The sequence below is a fragment of the Paraplanobispora takensis genome, assembly GCF_016863195.1.
GTDB classification, from domain to species: Bacteria; Actinomycetota; Actinomycetes; order Streptosporangiales; family Streptosporangiaceae; genus Planobispora; species Planobispora takensis.
In genome coordinates this window covers 1-24,730 of sequence record NZ_BOOK01000010.1, presented here as the reverse complement: position 1 = coordinate 24,730, position 24,730 = coordinate 1, and the positions used below count along the sequence as shown (strand labels likewise).

Below are 24,730 nucleotides of genomic sequence, written 5' to 3'. Positions count from 1 at the left end.
GTAATCTCCCTGCATGAGGCTTTCGGGGAGGCGTGTCACCTGGATCGCGGTGGTCGCCGTGCTGGTCATCGGTGTGGTGACCTGGCTGGTGTGGCCGTCGGGCCCGACGGTACGCGCCCAGGAACAGACGATCACGGTGGTCGACGGACCCGCCGACGACCAGCGCGTCACGCTCGACACGAGCTTCTTCCCGCCCTCGGGCGGCGGGAAGGCTCCCGCGGTGCTGCTCGCGCACGGCTTCGGCGGCAGCAAGCAGAGCGTCAGGGACGCCGCCGTGCGGCTCGCGCAGGAGGGCTACGCCGTATTGACCTGGTCGGCCCGCGGCTTCGGACGCTCGAGCGGGCAGATCGCGCTCAACTCCCCCGACTACGAGGTCAAGGACGTCCGCCAGCTGGTGGACTGGCTGGCCGAGCGCCCCGAGGTCCGGCTCGACGCGGACGGCGACCCGCGCGTGGGCATCGCCGGCGGGTCCTACGGCGGCGCCATCGCGCTGATGGCCGCCGCCCACGACAGCCGGATCGACGCGATCGCCCCCCAGATCACCTGGTACGACCTGGCCGACGCGCTGTTCCCCAACGCCACCGGGCAGGGCCCGGAGAGCGGCGTGTTCAAGCGGATGTGGGCCGGGCTGTTCTTCAGCCGGGGCGGCCCGCAGGCCCCGGGCGGCCTGGCCGCGCTGACCGGCCAGGGCGGCGCCGGCGGTCAGGACGGGTCCGGCGGTCAGGACGGCGAGGAGACCGGGGACGCGCAGGGCGGCCCGGCCGGGCAGAACGGCCGCAGCCCCGCCGCGGTCCGGCCGCCGACCGTCGAGGAGGTCCGGTGCGGCCGGTTCCTGCCGGCGATCTGCGACATGTACCAGCAGGTGGCCGAGACCGGGCGGGCGACCGCCACGGCGGTGCAGACGCTGCGCCGCTCCAGCCCGATCTCGGTGCAGGGCAGGATCAGGATCCCGACCCTGCTGCTGCAGGGGCAGCGCGACTCGCTGTTCCCGCTGAACCACGCCGACGCCAACGCCAAGGCGATCGCCGCGACCGGCGCGCCGGTCCGCGTCGCCTGGTTCGACGGCGGCCACGACGGCGGCGAGGGCGAGGTGGACTGGCTGCACGACCAGACCCGCGCCTGGTTCGACCACTATCTGAAGGACGCCGCCGCCGGGAACCCGGCGACCCCCGCCACCGCCCCGGCCTCCCCGGCCGCCGGGCCCGCCGAGGTCGGCGGCTTCACCGTCACCCGCGACGGGGGCCGGGACCCGGGCACCCGCCGCCCGGTCCAGTTGCACGCCGTGGCCGGCGCCTACCCAGGCCTGTCGGGCACGGAGCGGACCTCCATCCCCCTGGCCGGTCCCGAGCAGCCGGTGGCCAACCCGCCCGGCGGCTCCCCCGCCTCGATCTCCGCCATCCCCGGCTTCGGCGGCCTGAGCACCGGCTCGGCCAACCTGAGCCTCTCGGTGGACATGGCGGGCCAGAGCGCGGCCTTCGAGTCCGCGCCCCTGTCCGCCCCGCTGCAGATCACCGGAAGCTCCACCGTCAAGGTGCGTGTCCGGATCGCCGAGGCCGCGTCCTCCCCGGACACCGCCGGCGAGGACACCGGGAACACCGGGAACACCGGGGACACCGGGGACACCGGGGACACCGGGGACACCGGGGACACCGGGGACGACGCCTCGGGTCCGCGGGACGTGACGCTGTTCGCCAAGCTGTACGACACCGCCGGCGGGACGCAGGCGCCGGTCCTGCCCGAGGGGCTCGTCTCGCCGGTCAGGATCACCGTCCCCGAGGGCGGCGCCGGGGAGGCCACGGTCACCCTGCCCGCCGTCGACCACCGCTTCGAGGCCGGGCACCGGCTCCGGGTCGCCTTCACCACGACGGACCTCGGCTATCACACCCCCGCCTCCTCGGCCGTCTACCAGGTCAGCCTGGCCGCCCCGGCCCTGGAGGCGCCCACCGTCACCGGGCTGCGCGCCCCCTCCACCGGCCCCGCCTGGTGGACCTGGGCCCTGCCGCTGGCCTCCGTGATCGCCGCGGCGGTCCTGATCGTCGTCGGGCGGCGCAGGCTCCGCGACGACTACGACCCGGCCCTGGACACCGTCCCCCTGCGCATCGAGGGACTGACCAAGGCCTACCGCAACGGCGAGCTCGCGGTGAACGACCTGTCCTTCACCGTCGAGCCCGGCCAGGTGCTCGGCCTGCTCGGCCCCAACGGCGCGGGCAAGACCACCACGATGCGGATGATGATGGGCCTGATCCACCCCGACCGGGGCGAGATCAGGATCTTCGGCCACCGGGTCGTCCCCGGCGCGCCGGTCCTGTCCCGTCTGGGCTCCTTCGTCGAGGGCGCCGGGTTCCTGCCGCACCTGTCGGGCCGGGCCAACCTGGAGCTGTACTGGAAGGCCACCGGCCGCCCCGCCGAGGACGCCCACATCGAGGAGGCCCTGGAGATCGCCGGGCTCGGCGCCGCCCTGGAGCGCGCCGTACGGACCTACTCCCAGGGCATGCGCCAGCGCCTGGCCATCGCCCAGGCCATGCTGGGCCTGCCGGACCTGCTGGTCCTCGACGAGCCCACCAACGGTCTCGACCCGCCCCAGATCCGCGAGATGCGCGAGGTCCTGATCCGCTACGCGGCGCGGGGCCGTACCGTCATCGTCTCCAGCCACCTGCTCGCCGAGGTGGAGCAGACGTGCAGCCACGTGGTGGTCATGCACCGCGGCCGGCTCGTCACGGCCGGTCCGGTGAGCGAGCTGCTGCGCAGCCGTACGAGCGGCAACGGGGTGAGCACGCGCCTGGAGGACGTGTTCCTGGACCTGATCGGAGAGAACGCATGAGCGACGCCAACGGCACCGCGGCCGGTGGTGCCGCGATCGGCCCGGGCGGGTCCGGTCCGATCGCGCCGGGCTCGACGCCGTCCGGCGGCGGGACGGCCGTGGCCGCGCCGGACCGGGAGCACGGGGCCGCGCACGGATACTCGCCGAAGCGGACGCTGCCGATCTCGGTGGAGATCGTGCGCCAGTTCAGGCGGCGCCGGACGCTGGTGATGTTCGGCCTGCTGCTGGCGCTTCCGTGGGTGCTGGTGATCGCCTTCAAGGTCGGCGGCGGGTGGGGGCGGCCGGGTGGCGGCTCCCTGCGCATCTCCGACCTGGCCGCCGACGGCGGGCTGAACTTCGCCGCGTTCGCGCTGTCGGTGTCGGCGAGCTTCCTGCTGGTCGTCGCGGTCGCGCTCTTCTGCGGGGACACGGTGGCCAGCGAGGCCGACTGGTCGTCGCTGCGCTATCTGCTGGCCGCCCCGATCCCCCGCGACCGGCTGCTGCGCCAGAAGCTGATCGTCGCCCTGGGCTACTCGGCGGCGGCGGTGATCTGCCTGCCGCTGATGGCGCTGCTCGCCGGGACCCTGGCCTTCGGCTGGAACGACGTGCGCGTCCCCGGGACGGGCGAGGTCATCCCGGCGCTGGACGTGCTGCCCCGCTTCGGGGTCGTGATCGGCTACGCGCTGATCAGCCAGCTCGTGGTCGCCGCGACGGCCTTCCTGCTCTCGGTCAGTACCGACTCCCCGCTGGGCGCGGTCGGCGGCGCGGTGGGCCTGGTGATCGTGAGCACCATCCTGCAGGCGGTGGAGGCGCTGGGCTCGCTGCGGGAGTTCCTGCCGACGTTCTGGAACACGGCCTGGCTGGACGCGCTCGCCCCGGAGCCGGACTTCAGCGGCATGATCAAGGGCGTGTCCGTGTCGATCACCTACGCGGCGATCCTGATCGCCTTCGCCTTCCGCCGGTTCCGGAGCAAGGACGTCGTCTCCTGAGGCTCCTCCGGGTTCTGTTGAGGCTCCTCCGGGTTCTGTGAAGTTTCGCCGGGTCTCCCGAGGTCGCCCCGGGCTTGAGGCGGCGCCGGGTCCCGAGGTCTCCCGGGGGGCGGTCACGGGGGTTGTCCCGAGGCCGTCCCGGGGGTCGGCCCGGTGTCCCATCCGGGCCGCCGGGCGCACACTGGGCGCATGACGGCGACCGAGACCGCCGCGACCCGGCGGCGACCGCCCACCGTGCTGCGGGCGAAATGGCTCTTCGACGGGATCGGCGACACGCTGGTCCCCGAACCGGTGATCGTGATCGACAACGGTGTGATCACGACCGCCGGCACATCCCTGCCGGTCCCCGAGGGCGCCGACGTCGTCGACCTGGGCGGCGCCACGCTCCTTCCCGGGCTCGTCGACGCCCACGTCCACCTGGCCTTCGACGCCTCCGAGGATCCGGTCGGCCGTCTCGCCGGCCGCGACGACGCGGCCGCTCTGGAGGCGATGGCCGCCGCCGCCCGGCACGCCGTCCGGGGCGGGGTGACCACCGTGCGCGACCTCGGCGACCGCGGCTATCTGTCCCTGCGGCTGCGCGACTCCGCCGACGCGACGCTGCCCACGATCGTCGCCGCCGGACCGCCCATCACCAGCGAGGACGGGCACTGCCACTTCCTGGGCGGCTGCGCCACCGGCGTGGACGGGATCCGCGCGGCGGTCCGCGAGCACGCCGAACGCGGCGTCGACGTCATCAAGATCATGGCGAGCGGGGGGAACCTCACCCCGGGCAGCCGGCCGGAGCTGCCGCAGTTCGACCTCGACGAGCTGCGCGCGGCGGTCGAGGAGGCCCACCGCCACGACCTACCGGTCACCGCCCACGCCCACGGCACGCGGGCGGTCGTCGACGCCCTGGCCGCCGGCGTCGACGGCCTGGAACACGTCACGTTCATGACCGCCGACGGGGTCGACCCCGTCCCCGAGGGCCTGGCGGAGGCGATGGCCGCCGCGCCGGTCGCCCTCGGCATCACCCTGGGCACCATGCCGATCCCCGGGTTCGCCATGCCGCCCGCCATCGCCGCCCGCATGCCGGCGATGGCGGCCAATCTCCGGCTCCTGCACCGGGCCGGCGCGTCCATGGTCACCGGCACCGACGGCGGCATCGCCCCCTTCAAACCGCACGACGTACTGCGCTGGGCGCTCGCCCAGCTCGCCGGGGTCGGCATGACCCCCGCCGAGGCGCTGCGCGCCGCCACCTCCCGGGCCGCCCTGGCGTGCGGCCTCGGGCACCGCAAGGGCCGTCTGGCACCCGGCTACGACGCCGACGTCCTGGCCGTCGACGGCGACCCGCTGCACGATCCGGACGCGATACACCGCATCCGCGCCGTCTATCTGCGCGGGACCGCGGTGCCCCGGCCGTGACCCGCCCGGCGATCAGCTGCGGACCACGCTCAAGGACGGCCCTCGGCACCCGGCTTCGTCGAGGCTCGGAAGTGATCGGCGTCCCGGTGTCGTGAGCAGGCCCATCTGTCGTGAGGCGCAGCCGGGGTGGGCGACACCCGGCCCACCGCGGACGCGCCTCACGGGTGGGCGACACCCGGTCAAGCGTGGACGCATCCCACGGACGAGCCCGTCGCCCGGTACGCGCCGCCGTACCCGATCCCGGTTCTCAGCACCACTAGCCCCAGTGGGGCGGGCGATCCTCGATCAGGCGATCGTCGTTGCCGCCGGAGTCACGCCACTGTCCCCATCCGAGATCGGTGTCGTCGGAGGTCTGGTCGGGGAGGATCTCCGGGCCGTCCTCGAAGAGATCCACAGGACGCAGGTCGTCTGGCTCGTGCGCTGTCACGTGTCCATGGTAACGATGATCACCGTACGTGATGACCTGGTGGGTTGACCTGCTCTCCGTCTTGAAGGGACGAAGATTCCCGTGCCGCTCACACGGCAGCGCGCGGCGCGCCGCGCGCTGTGGAACGGGTGCTTGACGCTTCACCGACCCGGGCGGCCCCGAAGTCTCCACGCCCTGAAACGACCGGCCCGGCCGCCCGCCCTCTGGCCTTGATGCATTTCGCCGCGTTCACGTCGGCATGCTCGCTATGCCCGCAGGCGGTGCACGTGAAGAGCGCTTGGCTATCGCGGCTCTTGGCATCCACCCGCCCGCAGGCCGGATTCGAGCACGTCTGGGACGTGTACGCGGCAGGAACCTTGTCGAGGATGCTGCCGGTACGGCGGGCCGCCGAGCGCACCGCGATCTCCAGCCCGTACCAGCCCTTGTCCAGGATCGCCCGGTTCAGTCCGGATTTCTGCGCCACCCGCGCACCCGGCGCGGTGGCCGTGCCGGACGCCGAGGCCGTCATGCCCCGAACGTTCAGGTCCTCGAAGACGACGTGCGCATAATCGCGGGTCAGCCGGTGCGCGCCGTCGCACGAGACGGTCGCCGAGCGCACGCTTGCGCTCAGCGGGCGCGACAGGCGGAAACGCACCCAGCCGAGTTTAGGCAGGAACACCCGCCCCCACCGGTGGTTGATCGTCTCGACCGAGATCTGCCCGGGGGTGGGAAACCGGAACGACGGCCTCCAGCGGGTCTTGGTCTTCCAGCGCACCTTCGCCGTGCCGTACCGGCGGCATGCCACATCCAGATCTTTGAGGGTCTGCTGCAGCACCTGGGCAGGCGCGGTGGCCGGCCAGGGGAAGTCGTTCTTGGCCTCGGCGAGCTGCCGGCAAGGCGAAGTCTCGTGTGGACCGTGGGGTAAAGCTCATCCTCCTCCTCCCGGGCGAAAAGACAGTGGATGACCAGGGGGGTACGATGCCAGAGCAGGTGTCAGCTACCCCCGTGAGGCGGCCATGGCAACGCCATCAGGATGGCGGCGAGAAGGCAATCTCCCCAATGAGCTCACCAGCTTCGTGGGACGCACCAGACTGCTGGCGACACTCAGGCAGAGGCTCCACGAGCACCGCCTCGTGACCGTGACCGGCATCGGCGGTGTCGGCAAGTCCCGCACCGCGCTGCGCATCGCGCACATGGTGCGCGGCCAGTTCAAGGACGGGGTGTGGTTCGCCGACCTGGCCCGGCTCCAGGACCAGGGGATGGTCCGGCACACGATCACCTCGGCGCTCGGCATCGCCGACCAGTCGCCGCGGACGGCGGACGAGACGCTGGTCGAGTGGCTCGGCGACCGCGAGATCCTCCTGATCATCGACACCTGCGAACACCTCGTCGACGCCTGCGCCGCCCTCTTCGAGGACCTGCTGACCCACGCTCCGGGCCTGACCATCCTGGCGACCAGCCGTCAGTCGCTCAACGCCCGGGGCGAGCACACGGTCACCATCCCGCCGCTGGCCGTCCCCGGCGACGCGCCCGGTGAGAACGTCTTCGCCAACGAGGCGGTGCAGCTGTTCGCCGCCCGGGCGAGCGCGGTCATGCCCAGCTTCGTCCTCGACGAGCACAACATCGGCCCGGTCTCCGAGCTCTGCCGCCGCCTGGACGGCATCCCGCTGGCCATCGAACTGGCCGCGGTGCGGATGCGGGCGTTGTCGGTGGAGCAGATCCTCACGCTGCTGGCCGACCGCTTCAGCCTGCTGGCCGGCGCCAGCCGTACGGCGCTGCCCCGTCACCAGACGCTGCGCGCCGCGATCGGGTGGAGCCACGAGCTGTGCGAGCCCTCCGAGCGGCTGCTGTGGGCCCGGCTGTCGGTCTTCGCCGGTGACTTCGAGCTGGACGCCGCCCGCTACGTGTGCGCGGGCGACAGCCTGCCCGCCGAGTCGATCATGGATCTCGTCTCCAGCCTCGTGGAGAAGTCCATCCTGCTGAGCGAGGGCACCCCTTCCGGGCACCGCTACCGGCTGATCGACACCCTGCGCCAGTACGGCGAGGAGTGGCTGGAGAAGCTGGGCGAGATCGAGCCCGTGCGCGAGCGGCACCGCGACTACTACCTGCAGCTGGCCAAGCGCAGCGAGGACGCCTGGTCCGGTGCCCGCCAGGTCTACTGGTACGTCAGGATGCGCCACGAGCACGACAACATCCGGGTGGCGCTGGACTACTGCCTGCGCACTCCCGGCCAGGTGGGCGCCGGGCTGGAGCTGCTGTCGTCCCTGTGGTTCCTCTGGGTGGCCTGCGGGCTGGCCCGTGAGGGCAGGCTGTACCTCGAGAAGACCCTGGAGCTGGCCTCGCAGCCCAGCTCCGAGCGGTGCAAGGCGCTGTGGGTGCTGTCCTACATCAACAGCGCCCAGGGCAACATCAGCGGGGCGATCGAGGCCGCGGAGCAGTGCAGCTCCGACGCGGTCCGGGTGGGCGACTCCGGCGCGGTCATCCTGGCCACCAAGATGCTGGGCACCGCGGCGTGGCTCCAGGGCGACCTGCAGAAGGCCAGCGCGCTGCTCGGCGTCGCGATCGAGTTCCACAAGAGCGGCCGCGAGCTGAACCCCGGCCTGCTCCCCTCGATCGTCGAGCTGTCGATGGTGCTGCTCATGCAGAACGACCCGACCGAGGCCGAGGTGCTGCTGCGCGACTGCATCGCCGTGTGCACCCAGCGCGGCGAGGTGTGGCTGCGCTCCTACGCCATCTACGCCCTGGCCAGCGCCTTCCACGGGCTGGGCCGGGCCGAGGAGGCGATGGCCCACGCCCGCGAGGCCCTGCGGCTCAAGCGCTACTTCCACGACGTGCTCGGCATCAGCCTGGCGGTCGAGTTGATCGCCAGGCTGACCCTGGACGAGGGGCGGCCGGCGCTGGCCTCGCAGCTGATGGGCGGAGGCCAGCAGAACTGGCGGGCGTTCGGGATGCCCCAGCTGGGCTCGCCGTTCTTCAACATCGAGCACGACCAGGCGGTCAAGGAGTGCAAGCGGCTCCTGGGCGAGGCGCCCTTCGAGGAGGCCTTCGCCATGGGACGGCGGATGAACCTGGAGGAGCTGATCGAGCTGGCGCTCGGCGACCAGGGACCGGAGGACCCGTTCCCGCACCTGTGACGGCGCCCCCTGCGGCGGCCCGCCGCTCCTGAAGGGCGCCTCCCGCGACGGTCCCGTGCGGCGGCTATCCGGCCAGCGGGGTCTCGTCCTGCCGGTCCTGCCAGGCGATCGTGTAGCGGGGGCTCGTCATCGAATAGTCGATGCTCCCGCTGATCCAGTACTCCAGGCCGCGCACGTAGGCGTCCACCGCCTTCGAGTCGAGCCGCGACAGGGAGCCTCGCAGCTTCACCATCCGGGCGACGGCCCGGTCGCGCATCGCGCCGACCTCGTCCATGGCCTCCTGGCAGGAGTGGCCCCGGTGCCGGGCGAGCACGTTCACCAGGTTGTTGACGGAGTTGCCCGCGCCGCTCTCCTTGGCGTAGGAGATCAGGTCGTTGTCCCAGACCACGACGTCGTTGGCGCTCTCGGTGATCGCCCGCACGTCGGGGTGGCGCCACTCCTGGGGGGTGAGCCGGTACCCGGCGGCCACGTCGATGAGCGCGAAGACGGTGAGCATGGCCCCGGTCCGCCGCCGCATCAGGATGTAGTCCGCCAGGGTCGGCACCACGGCGTCCTGCCGGTTGGCCGCCTCCCACACCTGGGCGAACAGATAGTCCTTGACGACTCCGCACCACCGGTCGAGCTGGTCGGCGTCGCCGTTCTCGGCGATCCGGCACTTGATCTCCCGCAGCGCCCTGGCGAAGACGTTGTCCACCGGCCCGCAGCCCTCGATGCCGTCGAGGACCGCCACGAACTGCGGCAGCGTCCTGGCGATCTCGGCGGCGTGCCGGTCGGTCTCGCAGAAGACGTCGTCGAAGGCGAACAACCACACGCACCAGTCGGTCGCCAGGCGGAGCATGGTGTAGTCGGCGTAGGGATAGGTGCGTGCCCCGAGCAGGCCGTAGCGCGCCTGACGGTATCTCACCACCATCTCGGCGCCCTCCAGCAGGCCCGACTCCACCGCCCAGCCGATGGTCTCCTTGTCCACCCTCTCCACATGGGGGTTCACCTCACTGGGGAAAGGACACGACAACTCGGGGAGCTTCAGGGACCGGTAGGGCCGCGCAGTGGTTCTTGGCACGTCACCCAGCATGGCCGAACGGCACAAAATTTCCTATACGTGACGAACAATGGGCCCTGGTACCCCTGGGGTAGGGCAGGAGCACTCCGGGGTTAGCTTCGGCCGTGTCATTCCAGGTATTCGTCCTGACCGAACATTTCACTCGGTGTCCACATCCGGTGACAGTTCCGTGCCGGTCTGCGGATCACGCCTCCGGGAGCCCGGACGATCGGACTGCGTGGGATCCCCCGTCCCCCGGTAGGGTTCGCTCCAGGTCACCGGGGCAGCGGAATTCACCGGCGACCGCGCGAGTTCACCTGAAGAGACGATCGACGAAAGGCTGGAGAACGGTGTTCGACCCGACGGATCTCTACCGGCTCAGCGGAGACCTTCCCGAGCTGACCGATCCGGTGCTGCTCTACCACTTCGACGGGTTCGTGGACGCGGGCGGAGCCGGCCGGCTCGCCATGGAACACCTCCTCGCCGAGCTGGAGCACCGGGTCATCGCGACCTTCGACGTGGACCGCCTGCTCGACTACCGGTCCCGCCGCCCGATCATGACGTTCGACACCGACAGGTGGGTGGACGTCGACGCTCCCACGATCGCCCTGCGCCTCGCCCACGACACGACGGGCACGCCGTTCCTGCTGCTCAGCGGTCCCGAGCCGGATCGCGAGTGGGAGCTGTTCACCGCCGCCGTCGAGACGCTCGTCACCCGGCTGGGCGTCGCCAAGCTGGTGACCGCCCACGGCATCCCCATGGCCGTCCCGCACACCCGCCCGCTGGGCGTCACCGGGCACGCCAGCCGCCCCGAGCTGGTCGCCGGGCAGACCAGCTCCTTCGGCAAGGTCCAGGTCCCCGGCAGCGCGGCCGCCCTGATCGAGTTCCGGCTCGGCGCCAAGGGGCACGACGCCCTCGGCTACGCCGTGCACGTCCCCCACTATCTCGCCCAGGCCGAGTATCCCACGGCCGCGGTGACCGCCCTGGAGTCCGTCACCAACAGCACCGGGCTGGTCTTCCCCCTGGAGAGCCTGCGCGCCGCCGCGGACCGGACCACCGCGGAGATCGCCGAGCAGATCGAGGCCTCGGAGGAGCTGTCCACCGCGATCAGCGGCCTGGAGCAGCAGTACGACGCCTTCGCCGCCGGCGCCGAGCGGGAGAACCTGATCGCCGAGCCCGTCGAGATGCCCACCGGCGACGAGCTCGCCGCCCAGTTCGAGGCCTTCCTGGCCGAGCGGGACGAACGCCGCAATGACTGATCTGCGGGTCGGCCTGATCGGGTACGGCGTCGCCGGGGCGTTCTTCCACGCCCCGCTGATCGCCGCGACGCCGGGTCTGCGGCTGTCGGCGGTGGTGACGCGCGATCCCGCGCGATCCGCCGAGGTGAAGGACCGGTACGGCGCGCGGCCGGTCTCCGACCCCGACGAGCTGTGGGATGACGTCGACCTGGTCGTGGTGGCCTCCCCCAACCGCACCCACGTCCCGCTGGCCGAGGCGGCGCTGAAGGCGGGCCTGCCGGTGGTGGTGGACAAGCCGCTGGCCGCGACCGCCCGGGAGGCCCGCGACCTGGCCGAGCTGGCGCGGGAGCGCGGCGTGATGCTGACCGTGTTCCAGAACCGCCGCTGGGACGGCGACTTCCTGACGATCGAGCGGCTGGTCGCCTCCGGCGAGCTGGGCACCGTCAACCGGCTGGAGTCCCGCTTCGAGCGGTGGCGGCCCGTCCCCAAGGGCGGCTGGCGCGAGGTCGGCGGCGCCGAGGAGGTCGGCGGCCTGCTGTACGACCTGGGCAGCCACCTGGCCGACCAGGCGCTGCGCCTGCTGGGCCCGGTCACCTCGGTCTACGCCGAGTCCGACGTGCGCAGGACCGGGGTCGTCTCCGACGACGACACCTTCATCGCCCTGACCCACGCGAGCGGCGCCCGTTCCCACCTGTGGGTCAGCGCGGTGACCCCGCAGCTCGGGCCGCGCTTCCGCGTGCTGGGCTCGGCGGCGGCCTACGTCAAGCACGGCCTGGACGTCCAGGAGGACCGCCTGCGCGCGGGCCTGACCCCGGACTCGCCCGGCTTCGGCGACGACCCGCAGGAGCGGTGGGGCGTGCTGGGCACCGACCGGGACAACCACCCGGTCCGCACCGAACCCGGCGCCTACCTGGACTTCTACCGGGCGGTGGTCCCGGCCGTGCGCGACGGCGCCCCGCCGCCGGTCGCCCCCGAGGAGGTCGTGGAGGCCCTCACCGTCCTGGAGGCCGCCCGCCGCTCCGCCGCCGAGGGCGTCACCGTCACGCTGTGACGTCAGTCGTCGAGCAGCCGCCATGCGGTGAGGGCGAGCCTGGCCCGGACCAGTCCGGCGGGCTCGGTGAGGTCGATGCCCAGGGTCTTCGCCAGCTGTTCGAGCCGGCGGGCGACGCTGCTGTGGTGCAGGTGGAGGAGGTCGGCGGCACGGCGCAGGGAGCCGGTGGCGCAGTAGGCGTCCAGGGTCTCCAGATCGTCCGGGTTGCCGGCCATCCGGGCGATCGCGGCCACGTCGGCGTTGTCGCGCGCGACCTCCCGGGGCACCTGTGCGAGCAGCGCCATCACGCCCAGGCTGTCGTGGTGGACGACCGGCTGGCGCGGAGTGGTGAAGCGCAGGGCGGTGCGGGCCTCCTGCCATGATCGGTCCGGGCTCTCGGCGGCGCCGATGCCGGCGCGCACACCCGCGGGGAACCGGGCCGGGTCGACAGTGGTGGCCAGCAGGACGCCCACGTCGGCCAGCGGTGCCGCCTTCACCGGGCGGGCCGGGCAGATCAGGGCGCCGATCCGGTCGAGCGGGAGCTGCGACCGTACGGCGACGACGCGGACCGGCAGGTCCGCGGCGAATCCCAGCAGCCTCAGCGCCCGGGCCCTGGCCGCCTCGTCGCTGCCCGCGCTGATCGCCAGTTCGACCAGCGCGGGATCGGCCATGGTGGTGCGGGCGGGGCCGTACCGCTCGACGACCGCCGCGACGGCGATGGCGAGCCGGTCCAGCAGCAGTTCGTCGAGCGGATTCGGCGGGCCGGGGCGTTCCAGCCACACCGTGCCGATCTCCTCCTCGTCGAGCGTGATCGGCGCCGTGCCGGAGGCCGCGGACGGCGTCGCGGACGCCTGCTCACCGTCGGGCGAGAAGCGGACCACCCGCCCCGTGCCGTGCAGCCGGATCCCGGTCACGCACCCGGCCAGGCCCGCCGAGGCCCGGGCGAGCGCCGGCAGATCCACCCGCCGGCGCATCAGCGTGTCGTAGAACATGACGACCCGGAGGGCGCCTTCGGCCTGCGAGTCCAGGTGCGACAGCCGTTCCGCCAGTGCCTCCATGGCAGGAGGATAGGCCCTTGCGGGCGGGGAGGCGGGCAACGATCGGTGCGTGATCGGCACCGGATGCCCGACGGATGGCGGATGATCCGCAGGGCGGCGGCGGTGAGGATGTCCGGCATGGATCCCGAACTTGAAGCGTTCGTCCCGCTGTTCCCCCAGGCCGACCTGACCGACCCGATCATCCAGCGCAAGAAGTTCGCCGAGCTGGCCGCCGCGGTGCCCGCGCCGGACACCACGGGGATCGAGATCGAGGACCGCACGGTGCCCGCCGATCCGGACGTGATGGTGCGGATCTACCGCCCGTACCAGGCGCAGGGCGCCGTCATCTGGCTGCACGGCGGCGGGTTCGTCATGGGCGACCTCGACACCGAGCACCCGTGGGCCGCCCGGCTCGCGGGCGCCTGCGGCGCGGTGGTGATCTCGGTGGCCTACCGGCTGGCCCCCGAGAACCGCTTCCCCGCCGCCCTGGACGACGCCTACGCCGTCCTGACCTGGACGGCCGAGCACGCGGCCGAGCTCGGCGTCGGCCCGGAGCGGATCGCGGTCGGCGGTCACAGCGCCGGCGCGGGGCTCGCGGCCGCGACGGCGCTGCGGGCGCGCGACCGGCAGGGTCCGCCGATCCGCTTCCAGCTGCTCAACCAGCCCGAGCTCGACGACCGGCAGGAGACGTGGTCGGCGCAGAACTTCACCGACACCCCCTGGGTGAACCGCGACAAGGTCGCCGAGTCGTGGCGGCACTATCTGGGCTCTGAACCCGCCTCTCCGTACGCCGCCCCGGCGCGGGCCGAGGACCTGTCCGGCCTGCCCCCCGCCTACATCGCCACCGCCGAGCTGTGCCCGAACCGCGACGAGGACATCCTCTACGCGCTGCGGATGCTGCAGGCGGGCGTGTCGGTCGAGCTGCACCAGTGGCCCGGCACCTTCCACGGGTCGCAGGCGATCCTGTCCGCCGAGGTGTCGCAGCGGCAGCTCGCGGAGCTCGGCGCCGCACTGCGCCGGGCCCTGGCCGAGTGAGGCCGTCACAGCCGGCCACGGCCACCGGCCCGGTCACGGCCACGGGCCCGATCACGACCACCGACTCGGCCATCGGCTCGGCCACCGCCACCGCCACCGGCGCGGCCGCGACCGCCGGCTCTCCGGCGGAACAGGGCCTGGCGGGGCTCCTGCGCCCGTACGCGTGGAGCTTCGCCGGTGTCGTCATCCTGCAGGTCATCGGCGCCGTCGCGGGGCTGGCGCCGTTGCTGGCGGTCGTCGAACTGGGCCGTGCCCTGCTGGCGCCCGGCCCCATCGACCACGGTCACGTCTGGTCCGTCGTGATCGCGGGCGCGGCCGGCCTGTTCGTCCGGCTGGTGTTCACGGCCGCGTCGGCCGGGACCGGGCACGTTCTCGACGGCCGGGTGCAGCTGGCGTTCCGCCGCCGGCTGGCCGCGCGGCTGGGGCGCGTGCCGATCGGCTGGTTCTCCCGGCGCCGGACCGGGGAGCTGGCGAAGGTCGTGGGGCAGGACGTGAGCGCCGTGCACCCGTTCATCGCCCACGCCCCCGGTGAGCTCGTCTCCGCGTTCGTGGTGCCGCTGGTGTCGCTGGTCTACCTGTTCACCGTCGACTGGCGGCTCACGCTGATCACGCTGATCCCGGTGGTGCTGGCCGTGGCGCTGGTCCCGCTGCTGATGCTCCCCGCCAGGACGCGCGAGCAGGAGGAGTTCGACGCGGCCATGGGCCGGATCGCCGGTTCCGTCGTCGAGTTCGTGCAGGGCATCGCGGTGGTCAAGGCGTTCGGCGGATCCGGGCGCGCCCACCGCGCGTTCCTCTCGGCCGCGGACGATTTCGTCGCCACCTTCAGCCGGTGGGTACGCGGCGTGTCCGCGGTCGCCGCCGGGATGCAGCTGGCGCTGTCGCCGCCGTTCGTGCTGCTGGTCGTCCTGGCCGGCGGTGCGGCTCTGATCACGACCGGCGGCATGGCCCCGGCCGACCTGCTGCCCTTCCCGCTGCTCGGGCTGGGCCTGACCGCTCCGGTGGCGGCCCTGGGCCACGGCTTCGACGACATGCAGGCCGCCCGGCGCGCGGTCGGCAGGATCAGGGACGTGCTCGCGGTGCGGTCGCTGCCGGAGCCCGCGCACCCGGTCGCACCGCGGGGGCACCGGGTGGAGTTGCGCGGCGTCCGCTTCGGCTACCGGGCCGATCACGAGGTGCTGCGCGGGATCGACCTGGTGCTCGAACCGGGGACGGTCACCGCGGTCGTCGGTCCGTCGGGGAGCGGGAAGTCCACCCTGGTCCGGCTCCTGCCCCGGTTCTTCGACCCCTCCCACGGTTCGGTCACCATGGGCGGCGTCGATCTGCGCGAGATCGGCAGCCGGGACCTCTACCGGACGGTCTCCTTCGTCTTCCAGGACGTTCGCCTGCTGCGCGCGTCGGTCGCGGACAACATCGCGCTGGCGGTGCCGTACGCCGACCGTGACGACGTGATCCGCGCCGCCCGGCTGGCGAACGTCCACGACCGGATCCTCGAGCTGCCTCGCGGATACGAGACGGTGATCGGTGAGGAGGCCGGGCTGTCGGGCGGCGAGGCGCAGCGGATCTCGATCGCCCGCGCGCTGCTCGCGGACACCCCCGTTCTGGTGCTCGACGAGGCGACCGCCTTCGCCGACCCGCAGACCGAGCAGGCGGTACGCCGGGCGCTGGCGACGCTGGAGGGCGACCGGACGGTCCTGGTCATCGCCCATCGTCTGGAGACGGTCGCCGACGCCGACACCGTCGTGGTGCTGGAGAACGGGGAGATCGTCGAGCGTGGCGGGCCCGCCGAGCTGCTGGCCGGGAACGGGAGGTTCGCCGCGTTCTGGCGGTCCCACCGGTCGGCGCTCGCCGACGAGGCCGGGACCGAGACCGGGGCCGGGACCGAGACCGGGGCCGGGACCGAGACCGGGACCGAGACCGAGACCGAGACCGAGACCGAGACCGAGACCGACGATGGCGTATCGCGAGGAGGCGAGCCGCGATGATCCGAATGCTGCTGCGCGTGCTGGGACCCGAGTACGCCCGGACGCTGCGTCGCACCGTGATCCTCATGACGATCACCGCGACGGCCGAGGGCCTGTCCTATGCCCTGCTGGTCCCGGTGCTGCGGGCGCTGCTCGGGGACACGCCCGCGGACGCCGGGCCGTGGCTGGTCGCGTTCGGGGCCGCGGTCGCGGGCTACGCCGTACTGCGCTATGTCAGCGACCTGTCCGGCATGCGCGTGGGGACCACGATGTTGCGGGGCATGTATCACCGGCTCGGCGAGCATCTGGCCCGGCTGCCCATCGGCTGGTACGGCGCCGGCCGGGTCGGCGAGGTGTCCGTCATGGCCGGCCAGGGTCTCCTGCGGGCGATGAGCATCATGGCGCATCTGCTGGCGCCGTTCATCGCCGCCCTGGTGACTCCCCTGACGATCGTGGTGGTGATGCTCGCCTTCGACTGGCGACTGGGGCTGGCCGCCCTGGCCGCCGCCCCCGTCGTGGCGGTGATCCAGATCCGGACGGCACGCTCGACGGCCGCCGCCGACGCCGAGGGCCACGAGCGCGACAAGGAGGCCACCGGGCGGGTCGTCGAATTCCTCCAGGCCCAGCCGGTGCTGCGGGCCGGCGGCCGGAGCGGCGAACGCTTCGAGCTGCTCGACGACTCGCTGCGCGAGCTCCGGCGCGCGTCCCGCCGTACCGTGCTGGCGACGCTGCCCGGCGCGGTGGGCCTGACGCTCACGGTGCAGGCGGTCTTCACCGTGGTACTGGCCCTGGGTGCCTATCTCGCGCTCGGCGGGAGCATCGGGGCGGCGGAGGTTCTGACGATCCTGGTGCTCGCGGCCCGCTGCGCCGACCCGCTGCTGTCGCTGTCGGACATCGGCGGCAAACTGCGCGGCGCGCGCTCCGAGCTGGACAGACTCGACACGGTGCTGCGCGCCGAGCCGCTGCCGGAACCCCGCGAGCCGGTCCGGCCGGTCCGCCACGACCTGGAGTTCGCCTCCGTCACCTTCCGGCACGGCGGCCGTACGGTGATCGACGACCTGTCGTTGTCCGTACCGCAGGGACAGCGGCTCGCCGTCGTCGGGCCGTCGGGTGCGGGCAAGAGCACACTGCTGCAGTTGCTCGCGCGCTTCCACGACGTGGACGCGGGCGCGGTGCGCGTGGGAGGGGTGGACGTGCGCGCCGTCAGCACCGAGGTTCTGATGGCGCAGATCGCCATCGTCTTCCAGGACGTCTATCTCTTCGACGGCACCATCGAGGAGAACGTCCGTCTCGGCCGTCCCGGCGCCTCCGAGGCCGAGGTACGGGCGGCGGCGACCGCGGCGCGGCTGGAGGAGGTGATCGGGCGGCTGCCCGGCGGATGGGCGGCCGACGTCGGCGAGGGCGGCGCGCTGCTGTCGGGCGGTGAACGCCAGCGTGTCTCCATCGCGCGGGCGCTGCTGAAGGACGCGCCCGTCGTGCTGCTGGACGAGGTGACCTCCGCGCTGGACCCGGTGAACGAGGCGGCCGTCCACGACGGCATCGAGCGCCTGATGGCGGGCCGGACGGTGGTGATGGTGGCGCACCGCATGCGGACCGTCCGGCGCGCCGACCGCGTCGTCTTCCTGGACGGCGGCCGGATCGTGGAGGAGGGCGGCCACGACGAGCTGCTGCGCCGCGGCGGCCGCTACGCCGGCTTCTGGGAGATCTCCGCCTCGGCGATGCGTACCGGGTGAAACGCCCGTTCCGTGAGATGCGTCCGCGGCAGGCCGGGTGCCGCCCGCCATGATCTCAAAGTGTCACCGGAGTACTAGGAGAATGCGGCCGGGGTCCGCAGATCGTGCGGCATCCGCCAGCCTGCGGCGAGCCGGGACGAACGGACGTTGCGCGCGTCGCCGAAGAACTCGCAGAACTTCATGATGAGCGGGTCCCAGGCGATCGGGTCGACATAGCGCGTCCCCGGGATGATGAGCTCGTCGTCGACATGGGCGCGGCGGACCGTAACGTGGAATGCGGTGGCACTCGCGTTGTGATCGGCGAACGGATGCGCGGCCACCACCTCGCACTCCAGCTGGATCGGGCACTCCAGGACGCGCGGCGGGGCGACCAGCTCCGAGGGTTGTTCGGTCAGTGCCGCGGCCGCGAACTTGCGCGGCTCGTAGCGGTAGCCCATCTCCGCCTTGTGCCGCGGTACGACGGGTGCGCCGGTGGTCATGGCCAGCCGGTCGACCGCGTCGACAAGCGACGACGGCGCCAGGTTCAGCACGCATTCTCGTTCTCGGCGCAGGTTGGCCGTGGTCTGGGCGGAGTCGCCCAGACCGAGCATGCAGGACTGGCCCAGCCACCACGCTGAGGACATCGGCGCGAGGTTGGCGCTGCCGTCGGGGTTGCGGGAGCTGATCAGTACGACCGGCGTGCCGAAGTACAACACCTTCAGGTCGCGGACCTTGTGCATGGATTCGCCCTCTGGGGTTGGAGTCGCTGCAGTGAGCGCGGGAGACGAGATCAAGTGTGCGTGATCGGCCGAAGGGGGCGCTGGCGGAAAACGGACGTCGAGCCGGCACGCCGGACAAGCATCTTCCGGCAGGCCGGCGGGCGGCGCAGCCGGGTGGGCGGCACCCGCCCTGCCACGGAGGTGCCCACGGGTACGGCGGCACCCGTCTCACCGCGCGCCGCCGTACCCGCTTTCAGCCTCGGATCTCAAGCCTCAGACCTCAGGGCCTGCTCCTCTAGTCGCGCAGGCGGGAGCGCATGGCGCGGGTGTCCTCGTCGGTCCAGCCCTGCTCGGCGAGCCATGCCAGCGGGCCGCCGAAGCGGTCGTCCAGCACCTGCAGGAACCTCTCGATGTACTCCCGCCGCGGGCGGTGCTCGTCGGGCGAGCGGGTGTCGAGGTCCTCGCGGTAGGTGTCGCTGGCCCGCAGGCGGGCCAGGATGTCCTCGATGCGCTCGCCGGTGGCCGCGTAGTCCTCGACGATGGCCTCCCGGGTGGCGCCGGCGACCTCCAGGGCCAGGGCGCACAGCACGCCGGTGCGGTCCTTGCCCGCCGCGCAGTGCACGATGGACGCGCCGTCGTCGCGGGCCATGGCCCGCAGGGCCGCCAGCACCGAGTCGGGACGGTCGCGCAGGTAGGCGTAGTAGAAGCCGGTGACCCGCAGCTCGGCCAGGTCCTCCTCCTCGCGGCTCTGCCAGGGCAGCACCCGGTCGGCGTCGATCGTGTCGGCGTCGACGTCGGTGTACTTGCCGCCCTCGGCGAAGAGCGTGTGGTGGTGGATGCTCACCTCGGGGATGCGGGTGAGCGGGCCGGGGCCCTCCAGGGAGACCTCGGGTCCGGAGCGGAGGTCGACGACGTGGCGGAGTTTGAGTTCGAAGACCAGGCGCTCGACGTCGCGTCCGCTCAGGCCCTGAAGATTGTCCGACCGGTAGATCCGGCCGAATGAGGTGGTCCCGCCGTCCACCGTGGCGAGCCCGCCGAGGTCGCGCACGTTGACGGCGCCTTCCAGATCTATCCAGCGCGTGAAGTCGTTCATCACGAAGGAGTCTATACATCGATATATGGCTACACAGTTAACAGCGGGACGTATTACCGCAAATACCGATGTTTGCCATCTCGCGTCCTAAATTATTCTAAAACGCTCATGATGGTGAAAAGTGGAAGCACTTGGCGACGCCTCTTCGTGAGGAGGTCATGTGGACCCGCAGAGCCGTCCCCCGAGTCTGATCGTCGACCCCGCCCTGCCCGACTCGGTCTCCTCGGTGCTGCGCGCCAGTCCCGAGACGCTCCGGGCGGTCCGGATGGGGGACATCCCCTCCGCCCGGGGCCCCGACCCGGTCAAGGTCTTCTCGGTCGCGGGCTCCATGGGGCTGATCTGGATAGTCACCAACTTCACCGTCATGCTCGCGATGCTGATCCTGATCGGCGTCTTCTCCGGCGTCCAGCGGCTGGCCGCCGATCCCGGGCCCCGGCAGGAACGGCGCCGGATGCGGGTCGCCATCGACCACGCCAACCGGTTCATCCTGCCCGAGGACCTCGACGCGGAGTGCGGCGCGCTGCTGCGCCGCGCGCAGGACGCCGCCGAGACGGTGCTCGAGTCCCGCGTCAACCGCGCGGCCCTGCTCGACACGATCGACAACGCGGTGACGCTGCCCGACCAGACCTGGCAGATCGCCACGAAACTGGTCCGGCTCTCGTCCCTGCGGGCGGAGTATCTGCGGATCGTCCCCAATACGCCGCCGCCCGAGGTGGCCGAGGCCTTCGTCCCCTACTCCAAGGCGCTGGAGACGGCCAGGACCTCGCTGATCCGGCGGATCGAGGCGATGGAGGAGTACGCCGCCCAGGTGCGCAGGGCCGACGCGGTCTACCACTCCTACCGGCAGCTGGAGCTGCTGGCCGAGCGGACGCCGCAGTACGAGCAGCTGGTCGCCGACACCACGGGGGACGCGCTGGCCATCCCGCAGCTGCAGGAGCTGACCGGCCAGGCCCGGCGGATCAGAGAGCTGTTCCTGGAGAGCATGGAGGACGCCCGCCGGGCCGCGGGGTACCTGATGGACTCCGGCGGCCGGTGATCCCTCCCGTTCCGCGACCCTGCGTACGGTGACCCGCCCGGGCCGGACGGCGCCACCCGGCCGGCACCGTACGAGCAGCGGTCCCGGACGTGACACCCGGCCGGTCACTCCGGGGTGCCGCGTGGCGGCTTGGGGGCGGGGGTGCCGTCCTCCCTGGCCCGGCGCAGGAGTTCCAGGGTACGGCCCATGCCCGACTGGTTGCCGAGACTGCGGTAGATGTCCAGGGCGCGGCCGAGCGGCAGGAGCGCGGCCTCGCCCTCACCGGCCTCCAGGTGCACCTCGCCCAGATAGCGCAGGCACCGGGCCATCCACCACCGGTCGCCGAGGTCCTCGAAGGCCCGTACGGCCCGCCGCAGCGTTTCCTCGGCCTCCAGGGCCCTGCCGGCCCTGGAGTGCACCCGCCCGGCCGACAGCTCGGCCCTGGCCACGCCCCACGAGTCGCCCAGCTTGCCCAGCAGCTCGGCGGCCTGCCGAACGTACTTCAGCTCGTTGAGCCGGTTGGCCGGGTCGCCGACCTCTCCGGCGGCGCGCAGGCACCGGGCCACCTCCCACTCCTCGCCCCGCAGCCGGAACATCTCCGCGGCGCGGTCCAGGCTGAACCCCGCCCGGGTGAAGTGGTCCTGGGCGGCCCGCAGCTCTCCCCGCTCCTGCAGGCTCCGCGCGGTCGCGCCGAGCACCTCGCCGTAGGCGCGCAGGGTCTGCGCCTCGGAGTAGCGGTTGCGGTCGTGCTCGAAGACCCGCAGGGCCTCCTCCAGCAGTTCCCTCGCCTCATCGGGCCTGCGCTGGGCGAGCCTGAGCTCGGCCAGGTTGCGCTGGGTCCTGGCCGACCACCACCGGTCCTCCTCGCTCTTGAAGGAGGCGATCGCGTCGATGAGATAGCCCTGCGCCCGGTCGAGGCTGCCGTCGCTGAAGAGCGTCATGCCGACCGTGCGCATCGCCCGCGCGGCCCACCACGCCTCCCCCAGCTCGGTGAAGACGGCCAGCGCCCGCTCGGCGTCCTCGCGGGCGCTCTGGTGGCTGCCCTGCCCGCCGGTCACGGCCGCCCGGTCCAGCAGCGCGATGCCCAGCGCCCGCCGGTCGTCCATGTGCTCCGCCGCCTCGCACACGATCTCGGCGACCGCCCGCCAGTCGGACCAGTAGGCGCGCAGCGAGTGGCACAGCGAGCAGAACGCCCGGCCCAGGCCCCAGGCCGGCTCCCACAGCTCCAGGTTCCGCGCCTCGCCGATCATGGCGACCACGGTCAGCCGCTCGGCGTTGAGCCAGTCGGCCGCCGACGCCTGGCCCCGCACCACCGACGAGTGGTCGCCGCCGCGGCCGCTGCGCCCCCAGTCCTGCGGCCAGCGCGCCATCGCCGCGGCCTCGCCCCTGCGACGGTAGCCGGACAGCACCCGCTCGATGGCTGCCCGGCCGGAGCCGTCGGCGTCGTAGGAACCGGCCAGCTCGCGGGCGAAGATCCGCACCAGGTCGTGCAGCCGGTAGCGCATGGCGCCGGCGAAGTCGACGCCCGAGCACTCGGCGAGCTGGGTGTCGATGAGCGCCTCCAGCTGGTCGGCGCCGTCCAGCTCGGAGGTGCCCAGCAGCTCGCCGGCCGCCCAGCCGGGCACGTCGGGGGCGGTCAGCAGGCTGAGCCGGCGCAGCAGCCGGCGCTGGATGCCGGTGCAGGCGTCGTAGCTGAGCTGGAGGGAGGCGCGCACGCTCTTGTCCAGGCTGGGTGCGAGTTCGAGCTGGTCCAGGCGGCGGCGCTCGTCCCTGAGCCGGTCGGCCATCTCGCGCAGCGACCAGTTCTCGCGCGTGGCCAGGCGCCCGCCGCAGATGCTGATGGCCAGCGGCAGGTGGTCGCACATCTGGACGATCTCCCGGGCGGACTCCAGCTCCGAGGCGACGCGCTCGTCCCCGGCCAGCCGGGCCAGCAGCTCCAGGCTCTGCGCCTCGCCGAACACCGCGAGCCGCTTGTCGTAGGTGTTGAGCAGGAACAGCGGGTGCCGCGAGGTGATCATCACCGTGCATCCGGGCTCGGCCGGGATGAGGTCCTTGACCTGGTCGCCGTGCTCGGCGTTGTCCAGGCCGATCAGGATGCGCTTGCCCTTGGTCCAGGTCAGCCAGAGGTTGCGCAGCTCGTCCAGGCCTCCGGGGTCGGTGGTGAGCCGCACGCCCAGCGCCCGCAGGAAGCCGGTCAGCACCTCCTCGGGCCGGATCGGTGCGTCCACCGCACCGCGCAGGTCGGCGTAGAGCCGCCCGTCGGGGAACCGGCCGGCGATCTCGTGGCCGAACCTGGTCATCAGCATGGACTTGCCGACGCCGCCTCTGCCGTACACCGAGACGATCAGGGGCGAGCCGCCGTCCCGGCTCTGGTTCCTGCGGTGCCCGTCGAAGACCTCGCGCAGCTCGGCCAGCGCCTCGGCGCGGCCGGTGAAGTGCGCGGGCGTCGGCGGCCACTGGTCGGGCGCCCGCCAGGTCCCCTCCGGCACGCCCCCGGCGGCCACCGCCCGCCGGTCCGTCGTGGCCCAGGTGAGCACGCCGACCAGGACGCCGGCGAAGACCGTGATGGCGAGCTTGGCCGGGACGGGCAGGTCCCACACGTCCAGCGAGGTCGCCATGATGCTGGCCGCGGCGGCGGCCAGGCCGGCCGCCGCGGGCGCCGCCAGCGAGATCGGGCGCCTGCGCGGTTGCGGCAGCCGGTCGGCGTCGTCGTGGTCGGGCACGTGCGGTGACCCGCGCATACGTCTCCCCGAGGAAGGCCGCGGCCCCCGGCGCGGCCGGTGTGTCGTCTCAAGATTCATTCAACCAGAAGCAAAGCGGATGGTCCCCTCCGCGGGAGATACCAACCGGTCGGTATATTCACATGTCATGAAGCGAACCGTTTACGGCCCCGACCACGAGGCCTTCCGCGAGTCCGTCCGGGAGTTCCTCTCCCGCTCGGTGGCGCCGCGTGCCGAGGAGTTCATCGAGAACCGGCTGATCGACCGCGACGTGTGGCTGGAGGCCGGCCGCCAGGGTTTCCTCGGGCTGGAGGTGCCGGAGGAGTACGGCGGCAGCGCGGCCGGCGACTACCGCTTCAACGCGGTGCTGGGTGAGGAACTGTCCGGGCAGAGCGCGGCCCTGTCCTCCAGTTTCGGCATCCACTACGACGTGGTCGCGCCGTACCTGGTCGAGCTGACCACCGAGGAGCAGAAGAAGCGCTGGCTGCCCCGCTTCTGCTCCGGCGAGATGATCACGGCCATCGGCATGACCGAGCCGAGCGGCGGCTCCGACCTGGCCGCGCTGCGCACCACCGCGGTCCGCGACGGTTCCGACTGGGTCGTCAACGGGTCCAAGACCTTCATCACCAACGGCTACTGCGCCGACCTGGTGGTGGTCGCCGCCCGGACCAGCCCGGAGAAGAGGGCCAAGGGCATCACGCTGTTCGCGGTGGAGACCGGGATGGAGGGCTTCACCCGGGGCCGCAAGCTGGACAAGGTGGGCCAGCCCGAGGCCGACACCGCCGAACTGTTCTTCGAGAACGTGCGCGTCCCCGGGGAGAACGTGATCGGCGAGATCGACCGGGGCTTCATCGCGATGATGGAGCGGCTCCCGCAGGAGCGGCTCGGCTCGGCGGTGGCGAACCTGGCGCACGCGGCCGCGGTGCTGGCCGAGACGCTGGTCTACGTCAAGGAGCGCAAGGCGTTCGGCCAGCCGGTCGGCTCCTTCCAGCACAACAAGTTCGTCCTGGCCGACCTGGTCACCAAGGTCGAGGTCTCCCAGGCGTTCCTGGACCAGTGCATCGCGGCCCACACCGGGCGCGAGCTGAGCGCGGTCGACGCGGCCAAGGCCAAGATGTGGACCTCGGAGGTGCAGAACGAGGTGCTGGACGCCTGCGTCCAGCTGTTCGGCGGCTACGGCTACATGAAGGAGTACCGCGTGGCCCGCGCCTGGATGGACGCCCGGGTGACCCGCATCTGGGCCGGATCCAACGAGATCATGCGCGAGATCATCGGCCGGGACCTCGGCCTGTGAGGCCAGGGCCCATGACGGGGTGCGGCCGGCCGGTGACGTGACCGCACACGGCGGGGTGCGGCCGGCCGGTGACGTGACCGCACACGGCGGGGTGCGGCCGGCCGGTG

General features: G+C 72.5%; 17 protein-coding genes and 1 pseudogene. 11 read left to right on the top strand and 7 right to left on the bottom strand.

Translation table 11 applies throughout. The features are described 5' to 3' along the window. Positions 1–13: 13 nt before the first annotated feature. From Pta02_RS07665 to Pta02_RS07655, 3 genes are all read left to right on the top strand, one after another. Positions 14–2,821 (top strand): alpha/beta fold hydrolase, encoded by a 2,808-nt coding sequence (locus tag Pta02_RS07665; RefSeq protein WP_203873994.1) that lies wholly within the window; start codon positions 14–16, stop codon positions 2,819–2,821. Continuing rightward, entirely contained in the window at positions 2,818–3,789 is a 972-nt protein-coding gene (locus tag Pta02_RS07660; protein ID WP_203873993.1) for an ABC transporter permease, read from the top strand. The genes Pta02_RS07665 and Pta02_RS07660 overlap by 4 nt, the downstream gene beginning before the upstream one ends. Before the next feature lie 189 nt (positions 3,790–3,978). Next, positions 3,979–5,190, top strand: coding sequence for an amidohydrolase family protein (locus Pta02_RS07655; RefSeq protein ID WP_203873992.1), 1,212 nt, complete (start codon positions 3,979–3,981; stop codon positions 5,188–5,190). A gap of 256 nt (positions 5,191–5,446) precedes the next feature. On the opposite strand, the gene Pta02_RS07650 is transcribed toward Pta02_RS07655, so the two are convergent. Next, positions 5,447–5,617, bottom strand: coding sequence for a hypothetical protein (locus Pta02_RS07650; RefSeq protein ID WP_203873991.1), 171 nt, complete (start codon positions 5,615–5,617; stop codon positions 5,447–5,449). 88 nt (positions 5,618–5,705) lie between these two features. Then, the gene (locus Pta02_RS07645) at positions 5,706–6,431 is read right to left on the bottom strand and encodes an RNA-guided endonuclease InsQ/TnpB family protein (RefSeq protein ID WP_203873990.1); all 726 of its coding nucleotides are present in this window, start codon (positions 6,429–6,431) and stop codon (positions 5,706–5,708) included. A gap of 241 nt (positions 6,432–6,672) precedes the next feature. On the opposite strand from Pta02_RS07645, the gene Pta02_RS07640 reads away from it, so the two are divergent. Further along, a complete protein-coding gene (locus tag Pta02_RS07640; protein WP_239129830.1) occupies positions 6,673–8,730 on the top strand; it encodes an ATP-binding protein in 2,058 nt (685 codons plus the stop codon). 64 nt (positions 8,731–8,794) lie between these two features. Here Pta02_RS07640 and Pta02_RS07635 read toward each other — a convergent pair whose 3' ends face one another. Beyond that, positions 8,795–9,706: a 4-epi-cubebol synthase gene (locus Pta02_RS07635; RefSeq protein ID WP_203873988.1), complete on the bottom strand. Its 912-nt coding sequence runs from the start codon at positions 9,704–9,706 to the stop codon at positions 8,795–8,797. A 413-nt stretch (positions 9,707–10,119) separates the two neighbouring features. Here Pta02_RS07635 and Pta02_RS07630 point away from each other — a divergent pair, with 413 nt between their 5' ends. After that, complete coding sequence (locus Pta02_RS07630; protein WP_203873987.1) at positions 10,120–11,028, top strand: proteasome assembly chaperone family protein; 909 nt, start codon at positions 10,120–10,122, stop codon at positions 11,026–11,028. Next, entirely contained in the window at positions 11,021–12,058 is a 1,038-nt protein-coding gene (locus tag Pta02_RS07625; RefSeq protein ID WP_203873986.1) for a Gfo/Idh/MocA family oxidoreductase, read from the top strand. The genes Pta02_RS07630 and Pta02_RS07625 overlap by 8 nt, the downstream gene beginning before the upstream one ends. Before the next feature lie 2 nt (positions 12,059–12,060). Here the strand turns inward: Pta02_RS07625 and Pta02_RS07620 are convergent, their stop codons facing one another. Beyond that, complete coding sequence (locus Pta02_RS07620) at positions 12,061–13,095, bottom strand: PucR family transcriptional regulator (protein WP_203873985.1); 1,035 nt, start codon at positions 13,093–13,095, stop codon at positions 12,061–12,063. Positions 13,096–13,212: 117 nt separating this feature from the next. Between Pta02_RS07620 and Pta02_RS07615 the strand changes: the two genes are divergently transcribed. The 3 genes and pseudogenes from Pta02_RS07615 to Pta02_RS07605 form a co-directional block, all read left to right on the top strand. After that, positions 13,213–14,109, top strand: a complete 897-nt coding sequence (locus tag Pta02_RS07615) for an alpha/beta hydrolase (RefSeq protein WP_239129828.1) — start codon at positions 13,213–13,215, stop codon at positions 14,107–14,109. Then, positions 14,106–16,091 (top strand): ABC transporter ATP-binding protein, encoded by a 1,986-nt coding sequence (locus tag Pta02_RS07610; RefSeq protein ID WP_239129826.1) that lies wholly within the window; start codon positions 14,106–14,108, stop codon positions 16,089–16,091. The genes Pta02_RS07615 and Pta02_RS07610 overlap by 4 nt, the downstream gene beginning before the upstream one ends. Continuing rightward, positions 16,088–17,557, top strand: a pseudogene (locus Pta02_RS07605) (ABC transporter ATP-binding protein); the annotation flags it as partial. The gene Pta02_RS07610 and the pseudogene Pta02_RS07605, both read left to right, overlap by 4 nt. 320 nt (positions 17,558–17,877) lie before the next feature. Here the strand turns inward: Pta02_RS07605 and Pta02_RS07600 are convergent. Both Pta02_RS07600 and Pta02_RS07595 read right to left on the bottom strand, forming a co-directional pair. Continuing rightward, positions 17,878–18,522, bottom strand: coding sequence for a flavin reductase family protein (locus tag Pta02_RS07600; RefSeq protein ID WP_203873983.1), 645 nt, complete (start codon positions 18,520–18,522; stop codon positions 17,878–17,880). A gap of 274 nt (positions 18,523–18,796) precedes the next feature. Next, positions 18,797–19,594 carry a tyrosine-protein phosphatase gene (locus tag Pta02_RS07595; RefSeq protein ID WP_203873982.1) on the bottom strand — a complete coding sequence of 266 codons (798 nt, stop codon included), beginning with the start codon at positions 19,592–19,594 and terminating at the stop codon, positions 18,797–18,799. Positions 19,595–19,754: 160 nt separating this feature from the next. Between Pta02_RS07595 and Pta02_RS07590 the strand changes: the two genes are divergently transcribed. After that, positions 19,755–20,630: a hypothetical protein gene (locus Pta02_RS07590; RefSeq protein ID WP_203873981.1), complete on the top strand. Its 876-nt coding sequence runs from the start codon at positions 19,755–19,757 to the stop codon at positions 20,628–20,630. A 104-nt stretch (positions 20,631–20,734) separates the two neighbouring features. Here Pta02_RS07590 and Pta02_RS07585 read toward each other — a convergent pair whose 3' ends face one another. Continuing rightward, entirely contained in the window at positions 20,735–23,350 is a 2,616-nt protein-coding gene (locus Pta02_RS07585; RefSeq protein WP_203873980.1) for an ATP-binding protein, read from the bottom strand. 127 nt (positions 23,351–23,477) lie between these two features. Here Pta02_RS07585 and Pta02_RS07580 point away from each other — a divergent pair, with 127 nt between their 5' ends. Further along, positions 23,478–24,623, top strand: a complete 1,146-nt coding sequence (locus Pta02_RS07580; RefSeq protein ID WP_203873979.1) for an acyl-CoA dehydrogenase family protein — start codon at positions 23,478–23,480, stop codon at positions 24,621–24,623. Positions 24,624–24,730: the final 107 nt, after the last annotated feature.

What these genes read in the sequence shown, in the direction of transcription:
- Pta02_RS07665 (WP_203873994.1), top strand. Translation starts at nt 14, where the DNA reads ATGAGGCTTTCGGGGAGGCGTGTCACCTGGATCGCGGTGGTCGCCGTG.
- Pta02_RS07660 (WP_203873993.1), top strand. Translation starts at nt 2,818, where the DNA reads ATGAGCGACGCCAACGGCACCGCGGCCGGTGGTGCCGCGATCGGCCCG.
- Pta02_RS07655 (WP_203873992.1), top strand. Translation starts at nt 3,979, where the DNA reads ATGACGGCGACCGAGACCGCCGCGACCCGGCGGCGACCGCCCACCGTG.
- Pta02_RS07625 (WP_203873986.1), top strand. Translation starts at nt 11,021, where the DNA reads ATGACTGATCTGCGGGTCGGCCTGATCGGGTACGGCGTCGCCGGGGCG.
- Pta02_RS07620 (WP_203873985.1), bottom strand. Translation starts at nt 13,095, where the DNA reads ATGGAGGCACTGGCGGAACGGCTGTCGCACCTGGACTCGCAGGCCGAA.
- Pta02_RS07615 (WP_239129828.1), top strand. Translation starts at nt 13,213, where the DNA reads ATGGATCCCGAACTTGAAGCGTTCGTCCCGCTGTTCCCCCAGGCCGAC.
- Pta02_RS07600 (WP_203873983.1), bottom strand. Translation starts at nt 18,522, where the DNA reads ATGCACAAGGTCCGCGACCTGAAGGTGTTGTACTTCGGCACGCCGGTC.
- Pta02_RS07595 (WP_203873982.1), bottom strand. Translation starts at nt 19,594, where the DNA reads ATGAACGACTTCACGCGCTGGATAGATCTGGAAGGCGCCGTCAACGTG.
- Pta02_RS07585 (WP_203873980.1), bottom strand. Translation starts at nt 23,350, where the DNA reads ATGCGCGGGTCACCGCACGTGCCCGACCACGACGACGCCGACCGGCTG.
- Pta02_RS07580 (WP_203873979.1), top strand. Translation starts at nt 23,478, where the DNA reads ATGAAGCGAACCGTTTACGGCCCCGACCACGAGGCCTTCCGCGAGTCC.